The organism is Lactobacillus porci (assembly GCF_009695985.1).
Lineage (GTDB): Bacteria > Bacillota > Bacilli > Lactobacillales > Lactobacillaceae > Lactobacillus > Lactobacillus absianus.
The window spans coordinates 27,460-42,379 of sequence record NZ_VUMX01000015.1; the positions used below are offsets into that span (position 1 = coordinate 27,460).

General features: G+C 54.3%; 11 protein-coding genes and 1 pseudogene. 5 read left to right on the forward strand and 7 right to left on the reverse strand.

What is annotated here, in order from left to right; translation table 11 throughout:
* The first annotated feature begins 43 nt into the window (after positions 1 to 43).
* Positions 44 to 1,441: an FHA domain-containing protein gene (locus FYJ62_RS06360; RefSeq protein WP_154548884.1), complete on the forward strand. Its 1,398-nt coding sequence runs from the start codon at positions 44 to 46 to the stop codon at positions 1,439 to 1,441.
* Positions 1,442 to 1,598: 157 nt separating this feature from the next.
* Here FYJ62_RS06360 and FYJ62_RS10795 read toward each other — a convergent pair whose 3' ends face one another.
* Positions 1,599 to 2,168, reverse strand: a complete 570-nt coding sequence (locus FYJ62_RS10795) for a zinc ribbon domain-containing protein (RefSeq protein ID WP_229771849.1) — start codon at positions 2,166 to 2,168, stop codon at positions 1,599 to 1,601.
* Between the two features lie 9 nt (positions 2,169 to 2,177).
* Positions 2,178 to 3,341 (reverse strand): annotated as a pseudogene (locus FYJ62_RS11075) (zinc ribbon domain-containing protein); the annotation flags it as partial.
* Between the two features lie 289 nt (positions 3,342 to 3,630).
* Here FYJ62_RS11075 and FYJ62_RS06370 point away from each other — a divergent pair.
* The 4 genes from FYJ62_RS06370 to FYJ62_RS06385 are packed head-to-tail and all read left to right on the forward strand — an operon-like array spanning position 3,631 to position 9,001.
* Positions 3,631 to 4,458 carry a PP2C family protein-serine/threonine phosphatase gene (locus FYJ62_RS06370; protein ID WP_195837405.1) on the forward strand — a complete coding sequence of 276 codons (828 nt, stop codon included), beginning with the start codon at positions 3,631 to 3,633 and terminating at the stop codon, positions 4,456 to 4,458.
* A 17-nt stretch (positions 4,459 to 4,475) separates the two neighbouring features.
* Positions 4,476 to 6,572: a serine/threonine protein kinase gene (locus FYJ62_RS06375; protein ID WP_154548887.1), complete on the forward strand. Its 2,097-nt coding sequence runs from the start codon at positions 4,476 to 4,478 to the stop codon at positions 6,570 to 6,572.
* 58 nt (positions 6,573 to 6,630) lie between these two features.
* The gene (locus FYJ62_RS06380; RefSeq protein WP_154548888.1) at positions 6,631 to 8,124 is read left to right on the forward strand and encodes an FHA domain-containing protein; all 1,494 of its coding nucleotides are present in this window, start codon (positions 6,631 to 6,633) and stop codon (positions 8,122 to 8,124) included.
* A 31-nt stretch (positions 8,125 to 8,155) separates the two neighbouring features.
* Entirely contained in the window at positions 8,156 to 9,001 is an 846-nt protein-coding gene (locus tag FYJ62_RS06385) for an ABC transporter permease (RefSeq protein ID WP_195837406.1), read from the forward strand.
* A gap of 77 nt (positions 9,002 to 9,078) precedes the next feature.
* On the opposite strand, the gene FYJ62_RS06390 is transcribed toward FYJ62_RS06385, so the two are convergent.
* The 5 genes from FYJ62_RS06390 to FYJ62_RS06410 form a co-directional block, all read right to left on the reverse strand.
* Complete coding sequence (locus FYJ62_RS06390; RefSeq protein ID WP_154548890.1) at positions 9,079 to 10,182, reverse strand: Lreu_0056 family protein; 1,104 nt, start codon at positions 10,180 to 10,182, stop codon at positions 9,079 to 9,081.
* A gap of 3 nt (positions 10,183 to 10,185) precedes the next feature.
* Positions 10,186 to 11,643, reverse strand: coding sequence for a TcaA 3rd/4th domain-containing protein (locus tag FYJ62_RS06395; protein WP_154548891.1), 1,458 nt, complete (start codon positions 11,641 to 11,643; stop codon positions 10,186 to 10,188).
* A 21-nt stretch (positions 11,644 to 11,664) separates the two neighbouring features.
* Positions 11,665 to 12,144 carry a 23S rRNA (pseudouridine(1915)-N(3))-methyltransferase RlmH gene (gene rlmH / locus FYJ62_RS06400; protein ID WP_154548892.1) on the reverse strand — a complete coding sequence of 160 codons (480 nt, stop codon included), beginning with the start codon at positions 12,142 to 12,144 and terminating at the stop codon, positions 11,665 to 11,667.
* Positions 12,145 to 12,666: 522 nt separating this feature from the next.
* Positions 12,667 to 13,959: a S1C family serine protease gene (locus FYJ62_RS06405; protein ID WP_154548893.1), complete on the reverse strand. Its 1,293-nt coding sequence runs from the start codon at positions 13,957 to 13,959 to the stop codon at positions 12,667 to 12,669.
* 102 nt (positions 13,960 to 14,061) lie between these two features.
* Positions 14,062 to 14,859: an MBL fold metallo-hydrolase gene (locus FYJ62_RS06410; protein ID WP_326832004.1), complete on the reverse strand. Its 798-nt coding sequence runs from the start codon at positions 14,857 to 14,859 to the stop codon at positions 14,062 to 14,064.
* Between the last annotated feature and the right edge of the window lie 61 nt (positions 14,860 to 14,920).

Genomic DNA, 14,920 nt, shown 5'->3' on the forward strand with positions numbered 1-14,920 from the left:
ATAGTTGTAATTAGTATCAACTACCGCAAGGAGAAAATCGCAAATGAATGAAACTGCAAATCTGGTAATTTTGGAACAAAACGCTATCCGCGAGCAGTCCTTAACTGGCAAGACGGTCTGGTGGCTTGGCCGGCGGGTGCCTGGCCGCCAGGTGGACGTGGCCCTGTCTTCCCCATTAGCCAGCCGAACCCATGGTGAATTTCACCTGGAACAAGGCCAATGGTTCTACCAGGATCTGGGCAGCCTCAACGGAACTTTCCTAAACGGGGACAAGCTCCCCGTCAAAACAGACGCCTACCTGCAAAACGGCGACATTCTGCGCGTTGATACCGGTGACTTAGAAGCTCCTGATGAAAACGGGATTCTGATCTTATTTGAAAGCCGGCCACAAGAAAGCCAGTGGCAGGAATATGACCTGACTGGCCTATCCACGACAATTGGCCGGGAAAGAGCCTGCGATCTCGTGATCGATCGGCCTTATGTCGCTGACCAGCAGCTGACGATCTCCCAGGTCGGCAACAGTTTCTACGCGGCTGCCGCCAATTCCGCCGGCGGCACCAAGATCAACAACCGCTACATTTCCGGTCAGGTCCCGCTGCATGAGAAGGACGTAATCACCTTCAGCAACTGCCGGCTAATCTTTACCAATGGGCGGATCTTCTATAGCCTGCCAGCCAAGCAGGAGGTCTTCACCGATAATTCCGCCGCCTATCTGGCGAACAAATTGCGGCGGCTGCAGGTCAAGATCACTGACGGCTTGGATGAAAAAGTCCGCTTTGCCGCCGAAGCCGGCGCGCTGGTCGGCCTTCTGGGCCCGTCCATTGCCAAATTGGAGCTAATCAAGGCCTTAGCCGGGCAAAACGCCAGCGCCAAGGGGGAGATTCGCTGCCAGGGAGTTGACTGCCTGCAAGATCCAAGCAAGGCAACAGACCAGCTGGCTTTCATCAGCAGCTATTCCTTGGACGAAAGTGAAGCAAACATGCCGCTTGGCTACTATTTAAGCGAGACGGCCAAGCTGGTTCTGCCTGAGGCCGACAGGCGCCAGCAGGCCGAGCAGACCGAGCAGATCTTGCAACTGCTCGACTTGGAGTCAAGCAAGGAAAAAAGGCTGAACGCCTGCAGCGAAAGTGAAAAGCGGCTGGCGCTCTTGGGCAAGGACCTGCTCAAGGGCAAGCTGGTTCTCATCTTGGATGAGCCAGACGCCGGCTTGAGTCCGCGGGACCGGAACTTCATGTTCACAGCCCTGCGAAAGCTGGCCCACAACGGAAATAAGACGGTCGTGGCTTCAATCAGCCAAATTCAGGATATTGACTGCTTTGACAAGGTCGTGGTGCTTAAGGAAAAGGCCTACGACGAGTGGGCCGCGGTCGGGACACCGGAGATCATCGCTGACCGGGCTGGAATCAGAACCAGCAGCTTTGACCACCTGCTTAGCTTTTGAGCGCTAAATTTTGAATAAGTACACCCAAAGAAGCTGGCACTGCCAGCTTCTTTTTCTTGGGAATCTTAGGAGAACTGTTGTAAAAAACGCAAGCACGAAAAAAGCGTTGGGCGACTGCTCTATCGAGCAATCATCCAACGCGATCATGCTTGTCAAACTAATTCAGCTTGCCCCCGCAGTAAGGGCAGAAGGCATCCTCACCATGAACCTGATTGCCGCAGCTAGGACAGCTGCGATCCTGTTTAGGCGCGGGCGCTGGCTTGTCGTCCGCGATCTTGGTGCCGCAATTCGTGCAGAACAGGTCACCCTCCTCAAGCGCCTCCCCGCAGTTCGGGCAGACCGTTGGCGCGGCTGCAGCTGACGACGCGAATGGAAGTGGCGTAGATTCAACTGGTGCTGCCGGATTTTGATTTTCTATGGAAATCGGCTCAGAATCTTCGGCGTAAAACGGAGAGTGTCCTTCATCGGCTGCCGCTGGCTTATCGAAGTCCTCAACAGCCGCGACCGTCTCAAAGGCTGACGTTGGCACTGGGGATGCTTCCGGTTCAGCCGGCTGGGACAAATCTGGTTTCGGAACTGCTTCAGGCGTTGCGGCATCTGCCTCCGCGGCTTCTGGAGCTTCAGATTCAGCGACCGGCGCTGGAGATGACGACTCGCTCGTTAACTCGCTTGATGCCACTGGCACGGCTGTTGGAGCGGATTCCGGCACCTTTTGACCACAGTTCATGCAGAACAGGTCGCCGGCTTTGATTGGAGTGCCGCACGCTGGGCAAACCGGGGCTGCTGGCACTTCAGATTCAGCGACCGGCGCTGGGGATGACGATTCACTCGTTGACTCACTTGAAACTGTTGACGCGGACGTGGCTGGAGCGGATTCCGGCAGCTTTTGGCCACAGTTCATGCAGAACAAATCGCCGGCTTTGATTGGAGTGCCGCACGCCGGGCAAACCGGGGCTGCTGGCGCTTCTGCTTTTGCTGCTTCAGATTCAGCGACAGGCGCTGAGGATGACGATTCGCTCGTTGACTCACTCGACACTGTTTTCGCGAAAGTGGCTTCAGGCGTTGAGACCGCCGCCTCCGCGGCTACTGGCGCTTCGGATTCAGCGACAGGCACCGGGGATGATGATTCACTCGTTGACTCACTTGATGCTGCTTTCTCGAAAGTGGCTTCAGGCGTTGAGACAGCGGCCTCCACGGCTGCTGGCGCTTCAGATTCAGCGACAGGCGCCGGAGATGACGATTCGCTCGTTGACTCACTCGACACTGCTTTCTCGAAAGTGGCTTCAGGCGTTGAGACAGCGGCCTCCACGGCTGCTGGCGCTTCAGATTCAGCGACAGGCGCCGGAGATGACGATTCGCTCGTTGACTCACTCGACACTGTTTTCGCGAAAGTGGCTTCAGGCGTTGAGACAGCGGCCTCCGCGGCTGCTGGCGCTTCGGATTCAGCGACCGGCGCCGGGGATGATGATTCGCTCGTTGACTCACTCGACACTGCTGACTCAGCCACTTCTGGAACAGCCTCTGGCGCAGCGGCCTCCGCGGCTACTGGCACTTCAGATTCAGCGACCGGTGCTGGAGATGACGATTCGCTCGTTGACTCACTTGACGCTGCCGACTTAGCTGCTTCTGGAACAGCTGCTGGCCTATCTGCTTGCGCGACTTCTTCAACCAGGTCCGGAATCAATGACAAGTCAAAGCCACATGTCGTGCAAAAGTTGTCGCCTCTGGCCGCAATAGTCTGGCAGTTTGGACACTCCTTTCCGACGTGATCAACCGGAATTTTCTCCAAGTTCGTCCCACAGTCAATGCAGAATTTCAGCTTGCCGGACATCAAAGCGTGACAGTTGGGACACTCTTTGGCATTTGCCAGACCTTCCTGGCACTTCGGACATTCTTTCATACGCAACCTCCCATTTTTTACATTTAATGACTGCTTCAGTGCTCAGTATTTTCGAATTTGTATTTCATGCTGTACTTTAAGCAGAATTTGCTTGCCATTTATACTTAATTAATATGATATCACGCGGCAAACACGTATTTCTATTTTTCCTCAAAAAACGTGGCCCAGTTTGCCCTGCATTAAGATGAGAAGTTTTCTCGCCCACATCTAATAAAATGCGCTAAAATTATCTTATATTTGTATGTTTTTTCCAACTATTTTCTTATCAAAAACAAAAGAGGAAAGAAGAATGAATGAACAAGGCAGAGGCTTCTTTAGTGCTATCAAAGAAGCCCTGATTGGCAGCAGCTCCTGCAATGCGGCCGCGCTAAGCGACGTGGGCTGCGTGCGCGACAACAATGAAGACAACTTCCTGCTTCATGGCTCAATCAACGACAGTTCCAGCAGCCATGCTCACGCCAATGCTGACTTAAGCCCTGACGAATGGCACTGCCTGGGCCTGTTCGATGGGATGGGCGGGATCGCCGGCGGGGAAATCGCCTCTAAGGAAACGGCCCAGGTCTTCCGAGCCAGCGCTGACCAGTTTCCCGGTAAAAGTCCCTCAGAAATCCAAGAGCTCACGCGGCAGGCTTTCTCCAAGGCCAATGAGCAGATCAACGCTGCCCGAAGCGCAAACAAGGTCGGCGGAACCACGGCTACGATCGCGCTCTTGCGCGACAAGACGCTCAAGCTCTTTCACGTTGGCGACAGCCGGGCCTACCTGATTACCCGCCACAGCATCCAGCAATTGTCTGAAGATCAGACTTTGGCCCAGATGGAAGCCCAAATGAACGTCAAGAACATCCCCGAAGAAGACAAGCACAAACTAACCTGCTTTGTCGGGATGGACAGCCGCTACAAGATGACCATTTTTGAAACCGACCTGTTGCAGGTCAAGAGCGGCAACTACCTGCTCTTATGCAGCGATGGCCTAAGCGACCTGTGCACCAACAAGGAAATCTTCAAAATCGTCCACGCCGCCGCCACGCCCGCGGCTGGCGCCCAGGCTTTAGTAAAGCAAGCCAAGCAGAATGGCGGCTATGACAACGTGACGGTGGTCCTCCACCAATTTCACTAAACAGGAAAGGATTGACCATGAAAAAAGAAACCGGCAGATACACTGACCAAGTCCTAAAAGACAAATGGGTGGTTGGCCCCCTGATTGGCGAAGGCTCCAACGGGAAAACCGAAGTCTATGAGATCAGTCACCATGAACCCGGCCTAGATGAACAGCGTGCCCTCAAGATCACGGAGGTCGCGCGCGGATTCAATAACGGCAAGAGCGAAGACGACCTGCGCCGTGACGCCAACCGCGAATTGGATTTGATGAACAAGCTCGAAAGCATCCATACCATGTCCTACCTGGACCACTGGTACGACCATGACAAGGATGACCCGCGCCGCTTGGACCTGTTCGTTGTCATGAAAGAGCTCGATACCCTGACCAATTACCGCGGAAAGAAGTTCAGCGAAAAGGAAATCGCCAAGATCGGAATCGATATCTGCGATGCCCTTGAAGAATGTGAGCGCAAAAACGTGGTTCACCGGGACATCAAGCCAGCCAACATCTACATCAGCGGCGAAGGCAAGCACAAGCTCCAGTATATTCTGGGAGACTTCGGAATTTCCCGGATCATCGCCAACAATTCCAGCAGCTATGAAACTTCCAGTTTTCTGACCCCTGGCTTCGCGGCTCCTGAACAATATGATCCTTACCCTAACCTGGACAAGGAAGTCGACATCTACAGCCTGGGACTGACTCTCTACTACTTGGCCAATGGCTGGAAGAGCCCCTTCATGGAGCAGCCCGGACCGCTTGACCAAGCCGCTGACCAAAAGCGGATCCAAACCGACCAGCTGCCAGAAATTCCCGGCATCAGCCAGGCCTTGAACGCTATCCTGCTCAAAGCTACCCGCCGCAAGAAAGAAGAACGCTACCAAAGTGCCAGAGATATGGAGCAGGCGCTAAAAGGCGTTTTTAACACTAACCCGAGCTATGAAACGATTCCAGCCAAGTCAGGCTATGAAACGGCCGCGGCCAATCCAAGCCCCTTTGCGACCGCGCCAGCTGGCGCGGTCAGCAGCTATGAAACCCAAGCAGCAAATGGCGGCAAGAGCCAGACGGCTGGCAGCTATGAAACCCAAGCAGCAAACGGTGGCAAGAGCCAGATGGCTGGCAGCTATGAAACCCAAGCAGCAAACGGTGGCGAGAGCCAGACGGCTGGCAGCTATGAAACCCAAGCAGCAAACGGTGGCAAGAGCCAGGCGGCTGGCAGCTATGAAACCCAAGCAGCAAACGGTGGCGAGAACCAGACGGCTGGCAGCTATGAAACCCAAGCAGCAAACGGCGCTGAAACAGCTGAGCGGCCAGTCTATTCCACTGACACGATGACGGCCACCAGAAATGCCGGACAATCGCGAACCGTCCACTCAGACGTTGACGCTCACGGCCTCTACCTAAGTCAGAAGCGGGAGCTGATGGAAATCGCGATTGATGGCCCGCAAGTAGGCAACCTTACTTTTGAGAATTTGCATCTGGAAATCGCGGAAGGCGCCCTGGCCGTGGTCTTTGGGACCGACTTCTCAACCATCAGCACCTTCTCTCAGGTCATCAGCAACTGCATCGCTGGCCGCGGCGATCCAGGTTGCACGATCAGCATCTACCGCAGCGGAAAGCCGGCCAAAGCCTGGATTGCGCAAAACAGCTATGGAACCTTAAACCGGAATACCAGCTCCGTCATTGATCCCGAACTCCTGAAGCTCCTGCGGCTAACCAAGCTCAAAGGCAAAAGCTACTTTGACATGACGCCGCTTGAACAGGTGCTTTTGGCCATTGCCCGGACTCTGACGACCGAGCTGCCGATCTTCCTTTATATCGACTGCTATGACTTGGGAATTGACAAGCTGAGCGTCGATATGAAGACCGAACTGTTCCAGATTCTGGAAGACGTGGCTCACAAGCTCAACCTCACCATCTTAGTTATCAATTATGGGGTGCCAAACTCCAAAAGCATCGATTTCTTTGACCAAGTCATGGTCTTGCGCCACCAGCAGCAGATTATCAAGCGCGGCCTGTTTGGTCACAAGAAGATCCCCGTGTCCACGGTCGACCTGGCCTTCTCTGGGACGCCGAAGTCCGTCGCTGCCGATGCTGGCATCAGCAATTTTGAAGACATCATGAGCCTGATCTGATTTCAAGGAAACCGGAAAACGACACGAAACAGCAAGAAGGGAGCAAATAAAGAACAACATGGAAACAATGGAGACGATGCCTTTTCACAGCCAGCCTGCGCCCGCCAGCCTGGTTGTCCTGGAAGCTGGCCAGGCACGAGAATATTCCTTAACCAGCAAGTACGTCTGGGATCTGGGCCGGCAGACGCCGGATTCCAAACCAGATATCTCCTTAACGTCCCACCTGGCCAGCCGCAAGCACGGGAAAATCACCTGTCTCAAGGATCAGTGGTTCTACCAGGACCTTGGCAGCCTGAATGGGACCTACCACAACGGGGAAAAGGTTGCCGCCAAGCAGGCTATTTTCCTGCAAAACGGTGACGTCCTGCGGATTGACACCGCTAATCTTGCCCACCCTGACCGGCGGGGCGTCTGGATCCTGTTTACGACTGACGCCCTGGGACAAAAGTGGCAGCCCTTCCACTTCACCCGCAAGGTCACGGTCTTTGGCCGCGACCCAAGCCAGTGCGACTTCGTTCTTGAGCGCCCTTACGTCTCAGCCAGGCACATGACCATTACCCAGGAAGGCAGCGATTATTACATTGCTGACTGCGACTCAACGGCCGGCACCAAGGTCAACGGCCGCTACCTGCATGGCAAGCGCAAGCTTCAAGAGAAAGACTTTATCACCCTGTGCGACTGCAAGCTGATCTTCACCAACGGTCAGCTTCTTTACAATCTGCCCAAAATCAAAAGCCCAGCCAGCCAAGCAGCTGACGAGCACGCCCAATATCTCGCGGGCAGGCAAAAGCTGCTCTGCGTCAACATCAAGGCAAAGTACGCCGGGCCAAAGCAGCTGCTCAAAGACGTCCGCTTTGACGTGGAAGCTGGGGCTTTGGTCGCGATTCTGGGAACGTCAGGGGCCGGCAAGACCACCCTGCTCACGGCCATCAATGGGATGAACGTGGCCGGCGTGGACGGCAGCATCACCTATCAAGGAGAGGAGCTGCTGAACAGCCGGGCCGGCGCGGACTTGATCCGGCAGAAATTCGGCTACGTGCCCCAGCAGAACATCGGCGAGGACCGGCAGGTCCTGACGGTTGAATACTACCTGTCCTTCAGCGTCAAAGCAAAATTGCCGCACAGGTCCCACAAGGAGTACCAGCAACGGGTCAACCAGACCCTGCAGATGCTGGACCTGACTGCCTGCCGGAAGAAGCAGATCCGCCAGTGCTCTGGCGGCGAGCAGCGCCGGGTCATGATCGGAACCGAGCTGGTGGCCGACAAGGAAGTCCTCTTTCTGGATGAGCCGGACGCGGGACTGGATCCGGGGATGAAAGATTCCCTCTTCAAAAATCTGCAGCGCCTGGCCCATGACCACGGCAAGACCATTTTGGCCATCGTCCACGACGTTGAAAAGATCGACTGCTTTGACAAAGTCGTCTTCCTGCAAAAGCGCGGCGGCGTAGGCCGCCTGGCCTACCTGGGCACGCCTGAGGCCGTCGCGGATGAAGCCGGCGTGGGCCTTGAAAACTTCAGCCGGATCTACCAGAACCTGGAACAAGAAAAATAGACTTTTTGGAGAAAAATGGAAACAATCTAAAATGCTGAATCAACTTAATCTTTACACCCATATGTGGTTCGGCCGCAAAAAGACCGTACTGCTGTCCCTGCTCTTTCCCGTAGCGACGATGGCCGTCGTGGTCTGGATCGCCGGTAAGAACATGTTCGTCAACTTTGAGGATACCAAGTCGGCCAGCTTCATCATCGTCTGTGCCGCCATCTGGTGCGGCCTGTTCAACTCGATCCAAACCATCGTCTCCGACCGCCACGACACGGTTCTGGACCTGCGCAGCACCAACGCCTTTTGCTACACCGGCGCCAGAGCCATCCTGCAAACTGGCCTGGTCTTGGTCCAAAGTCTGATCATTACCCTGAGCTACACCCTGGTCAAGCTCAATTACGGTCACGACCTGCCTAAAAGCGGGATCATCTTCGGGTCCGTCTGGTTCGAATTCTTCGTCAGCATCTTTTTGATCATGTGGTCCTCTGACATGATGGGTCTCATGGTCTCAGGACTGGTGAAGGACAAGTCCGCGGCCAATACCCTGGCTCCTTACATCCTGATCTTTGAACTGATCTTCTCAGGCCTGTTCTTCGACATGAGCGGCCTGGCTGACAAGTTTTCCTACTTGATGATCAGCAGGTGGGGGATGCAGGCCGTAGGGAGCACTTCCCGCCTTAACAGCCTGGAAAGCAAGCTCCAGCTGGAGCATTCCCACCTCTTGCCAGAAGTAATCAAGCTGGTCAAGCACAAGCCGGAAGCCGCCTATAAGGCTACTGCCGCCCACTTGCAGCAGACTTGGCTGATCCTTTTTGCCTTTGGCCTGGCCTTCTTCTTAGTCACCCTGCTCCTGGTCAGCCGCATCAAGAAAGCCGCCAAGGCTTAAACGGCAAAAATCCAAACAACGCAAACAAAGCAAACAAAAGAGCTAGAATCCGCATGGATTCTAGCTCTTTTTTCGGCTTAATCGCTGGTCTTCAGCTGGCTCACGTAGTCGTCAACTTCGCCGCGCTGATCCTTGTTCCGGTAATAATTATGCTTGAGGCGGGCAACCGACACGGTTTTAAGCGGGTCCGACTTGCCCTTTTCGCGCCATAAGTAGGTCACCTGCTGGCCCTGTACCCGGTAGAGCAGGGCGGTTTGCCGGTCTTTGGCCAATAAGGCGTTGTAGCCCAGCAACGGCTTGCCGGCAATCTTCTCGGAGCGGACAAGCTCATAGTAGATTGGCTGGCCCTGCTTCAAGCTACCTTTAAGCCAGTTTGCCGACTTTTTCTGCAGGAGGGCAACCATTACCCCCAGCGTCTCCGTTGGCACGTCTGACGTGTTGTTAGACCGGTTCTGGGCCATGATCCTGGCCTTTTCCTGGGCGCTGCTTTCCTTGGCCGAAGCCGGCAGCTGGACTGGATCGTCAGTGAGCAGGTCAACCGTCTTTTGAGCCTGCTGCTTCTGGCCAACGGCCTTAAAGGCATAGCGCCCCTCAATCAGCGGCTCGCCGTATTTTTGGGCCTTCTTGTCCATCGTCTTGCTGTTGAAGCCATTAATGAACAGGCTGTACGGCGCGAAGTTGGTCTGAAAGACTGGGTCATGGGTCTTCACGGTCAGCTGATAGCGCGGAAAGATGAAAAAGTACTTCCCTTCCTGCTTCAAGGAAACCAGATCCTGGGGATCCGGCTGGTAGCCAGCCTGGCGCAGCTCCAGGTTCAATTCGCCTAGCTGCTTTTGATAGTGCTGGTAGTAGACCTGCAGGGGCCGGACGGTACTGGGAATGACGTCAAACTCCGGGTCATCGCAGTGAATATATGGCGACAGGTCTTTTTGCGGATCGCGCAAGGCTAAGACCATCCGCGTGACCTGCTGGTCCCGGCTGTAGTAGAAGCAGCCCCAGCCCAAGGATCCGCCAAGCAGCAAGACCAGCAAAAACAGGCAGACAAGCAGCTTCTTCAACCGCTTATTGTGAATTCCCGCGGCCGCCTGGGCCTCATGATCCAGCCGGGCGCCGCATTTGGTGCAGTAAGCGTAGGCTGGATCATTGGCCTTGCCACATTTCGTACAATAAACGCGTTTCATAGGCTATTTGGAAATCGTGGAGCCGTGGCCCATACTAATGATTTTATAGTCATCATTAAGCGTCGTGCCCACGTATTGATCAACAACATTGGTTGTCGGCTTGTTAGTCCAAACGACGTGGTGGGTAACGCGCAGGTCACATATGATATTGTCGCCCTTTTTGTGAGCTTTGCTGATGGTGACGGTCTCCCCATAAGAACTGATATTATCAGCGTTATCCCAGGAATCATGCATCCGCTTGATGCTCTGGTAGGAGCTGTTGCCTTCGCCGCCAACATAGTAGTCCGCGGCATCGTCATCGCCATTGCCCCAAGCGCCGTCAACGGCCTCCTGAAGATCATCTTGGTCGATGCGATTGGACTCATCCGCGTCATCTGACTCGCTGTCTGCATCGTCATTTGAGTCAGCATCTTCGTCGCGGTCATCATTGCTGTCTTCTGAGGATGAAGCTGAGCTTGCGTCCGCGTCAGCATCGTCATCGTTCCATTCCGGCTTCAAGACCCAGCTGCCGTTGACGGCCACGATTTCGTCATCATTGCTGCGGGCTTTTTTAGGATCCCGGCTGATGATTCTGCCGAAATCGCTGATCGTTTCCGATCTGCTGCCATCCGTCTTCTTGACGTAGAGACTCATGTTCTTGGTCAAAAGGTAGTTGATAAAAGTCTTGTTCCCGTCGCCGTCCAAAGTCCCGACCTTCTCGCCATTGATGTAGATGCTGCCGTTTGGCGCGTCAGGCGCGGACACTTGGAAGCTGGCCGTATGGATGGACAAGTCGATGGCCGCGTCAGAAAAGACGTTGACGCTGGCACTGCTGGTGCCCACCGAGGATGAGATGACGAACGCGTGCGTGCCGGCGATCACTGGCGCCAGCCGTTGAACATATTGCTTGCCGCTGGTCTTGACGGTTCCAGCGCTGCGGCCATCAACCGTGATCTTCGCGTTGGCATGGTTGGTTACAACCGTTGGCTTGTAGGTCGCAACCTGCAGCTTGTATCTTGGAAGGAACAAGAGCCAGTGGCCGGACTTTTGCAGGCTAACCGCGTCCTTGCCGGCTTGTTCGCCGCTTTCGCTCTTCCACTTGCTTGCCAGCTCGTTGGCCACGCTTGGGTGGTCATGGTAGTACTTCTGCAAGGGCTCAACGCTGTCCTTGGTGACCTGGAAGCTGGCCGTCTTGGTAAAGACGTCCTTGGACAGGTCCTTGGTTGGCTCCTGCATCTTGACCACGATCCGGTCAATCTGCTTGTCCTTGCTGTAATAGAAGCTGCCCCAGCCGTAAAAGGCAGCGAGCAGGACCACCAGCAGCGCCAACGCCAAGACCAGCTTGTTCTGCTTTTTGGGCACGGCACGGCTGCTGGTCATTTGGGCGACCGGCTTGGGCTTTTGCTGGGTCAGCGGCGAGCCGCAGTTCTTGCAGAACTTGGCCCCAGCCTTATTCATGCTTCCGCACTTTGGACACTTCATTTTTCTTTCCTCCCTGATTTCTTACTTGTGATACGGACTGCCGGAGTTGATCATGAAGGCCCGGTAGATCTGCTCAATCAAGACCAGCCGCATCAATTGGTGGGGCATGGTCAGCTTGCCAAAGCTGAGCAGGTCGTCAGCCCGCTGGTTGACAGCCTTGCTGGTGCCTAGGCTGCCCCCGATGACAAACGTGATGTCTGAATGCCCATAGGTGCCCAGGTCCTTGATTTCCTTGGCAAATTCCTCGCTTGGCCGCTCTTTCCCTTTGATGGCCAGCACGTAGACGTATTCCTTGTCCTTGATCTTGCTCAGAATCCGCTCGCCTTCCTTGTCCTTGACCTCTTCCATTTGGGCCGGACTCAGGCTCTCAGGTGCCTTTTCATCTGGCACCTGCACGATCTGCACCTTGGCAAAGCGGCTCAGGCGCTTTTGATATTCAGCGATTCCGTCTTTAAAATATTTTTCTTTTAGCTTTCCAACGCAAACAATCTTAATATTCATAATACTTCTATTCTACCACGGGAAAAGTTCTCCCCACAATCAACAGTTAATCAACCGCCCTTGTCCACACCTGTGGAAAGACTTGCCCTACATTTAGTGGAACAAACACAGATTCCCGCAAGTCATTGACTAATTAAAAAAATTTTGCAAAAACCGTGTAACCATTCCACATTTCTCTTGTGGATGGGGATTTTTCACAAACAATCGCTAATTTTCCCCGATCTTAAGCCATGAACACCTGTTTTAACATAGAATAAACGCGTGAAACTTACGCACAATTCACAGGTTATCCACAGAAAATCACCCCAATTAGCCCCCGCTTTTTGCACAATCCACAGTCTTTTCCACAGAAATGGGTAAAAGTCTCTTTTTAAGCTTTCCCTTGACAGGATTCAAAGCCGAACTTTGTTTTTGTATTCCGGGCGTATCGTTAACAAAAGAGCGAGCAAAAAGCTTAATCTGCTTCTTGCTCGCTCTAAATGTTTATTTATCGCCATTCATTTGGCTGTTTCTAGCTATTTGCTACTTGCTGGCTTCCAGGGCAACCGTGATCGTGATGGTCTTGCTGCCGCGCTGAACCGTCAGGCTTACCTTGTCGCCGACCTTGCGGTTGTACAAGATGTTGTGCAGGGTTGCCACGTCGTTGACCGTCTTGCCGTCGGCCTTCAAGATGACGTCGCCCTTCTTCATGCCGGCCTTGTCCGCGGCGCCGCCCTTGGTTACCTTAGCAACGTAAAGGCCCTTCTTCAGGCTGGATGAGATGCCCATCTGCTTCTTGTAGTAGCTGTTGAGCTCATCTAAGGCGGCCACCATCACGCCCAGCTGCGGCCGGGTAATCTTCCCGTTCTTGACCAGCTGGTTGATGATGGTCACGACTTCATTTGAAGGAATGGCAAAGCCCATGCCTTCAACTGAGTCGCCGCTGGTAGAGCTGGACAGCTTCATTGAGTTGATCCCGATGACCTGACCGTCTGAGTTGACCAGTGGACCACCAGAGTTGCCGGAGTTGATGGCCGCGTCAGTTTGGATGACCGTCATCTGGTTGCCGTTGTAGGTCAAAGTCCGGCTAGGCGAGGAAACGATCCCTTGAGTTACCGTAGAGGCGTACTCTGACCCTTCTGGTGAGCCAACGGCGATTACCGTCTGGCCTGACTGCAAAGCGCTGGAGTCGCCAAATGAGGCCGTTTGGGTAACGTACTTGGAGTCGATTGACAAAACGGCCAAGTCACTGGTGGCGTCCTTGCCGACTACCGTCGCGGCGATCGTCTTGCCTGAAGCCAAGATCACCTTGACCTTGGCCGCGCCTGAAATGACGTGGTTGTTGGTTACGATGTAGCCCTTGCCGCTGGCCGTGGTGTAGATGACGCCAGAGCCTTCAGAATACAGGGTCAGGGACTTCTTTGAAGAGCTTGAGGATGATGAGTCGCTGTCATCCCCGTAGCCGAACATGCTGTACAGGTCGGAATTGCTGGATGAGCTTGACGTGTATTTGTAGTTCAAGACGGAAACGACCGCGTTTTGCACCTTCTTATAGGCCGCGGTCATCGTGCCGCTGCTGGTCGTCGACTTGTTGACGCTGGTCGTGCCCTTGCTTGAGCTGGTCACGCTGCCGGTTTCGCCGGTGTTTGAGCTGGTGGATGATGAGGTCGTCGCCGACGAGCCAGCGCTTGAATTATTATTGGCCACGTTGGCCGCGTTCAAGCCAGCATAGGAAACCCCGCCGCCGAGCAGGCCGGCCACGACCCCAATAATCGCTGCCTTGGCCAGCAAGCCATTGTCTTTCTTGTTCTTTTGTTTTCTCTGTTCTTCAGTCATTTTTATCACTCCTTATTGATGTCTCCATCATAGCCAAAGTTTTTGAAATAAATATGAACAAATAGTATACAAAGTTTTAAACGTTTGCTACTTTTTCGCTAACTACAGGTCAAACACGCGGGTCGGGTGAACCGGCTCCGTGTCAATCAGCTGCAGGTCGCTGGAGACATCCGCGTCCCGCTCCTGGAGGATCTTTTCCGCCGTGTCCCGGGCCAGGAAGTCGATGTTGTTCTGCTGGCTGCGGTGGGCCAAAAAGACATGCTTGGTCCGGCTGGTGATCACGTCAGCCAGGGCCTGCCCGGCTTGGTCATTGGATAAATGGCCCACGTCAGAAGCCACCCGCTGCTTAAGGCTCCACGGGTAGGGACCGTCGCGCAGCATCAGGCTGTCATAGTTGAATTCGAGCAGGTAGGCATCAGCATCGCGGATCACGTCTTCAGTCTTCTCTGAAACATAGCCCGTGTCTGTCAAAAAGGCCATCCGCTTGCCGCCGCTGGTGAAGACGTAGTACTGGGGCTGCGCGGCATCATGGCTGGTAGCAAAGGCAGTCACTTCCAAGTCGCCAAAGGTCTTGGTCTGGCCCGGCTCAATGACGTTGATCTGCTCTTCCGGCAGCTTGCCGATCTTGCTGGTGTCCATCAGGTATCTCCAGGTGCCCGTGTTGGAAAAAGCCGCCAAATTGGGGTAGCGACGCATCAAAACGCCCATTCCTCCGCTGTGGTCGGTATGGTCATGGCTCAAAAAGACCATGTCGATATCCATAATGTCGACGCCCACCTTGGCCAAGAGCTCCTTGGTTTTCTTGCCGGACAAGCCGGCGTCCATCAGGATCTTGTGCTGTCCGGTCATCAGCAGGCTGCAATTGCCGGCTGAGCCACTGGATAATACTGCGAACTTCACTAAGTTTCTTCCTTCCTTTTTCTGCGCAAATCAGTCGCCTTATATTCTAAGGCATTTTTGG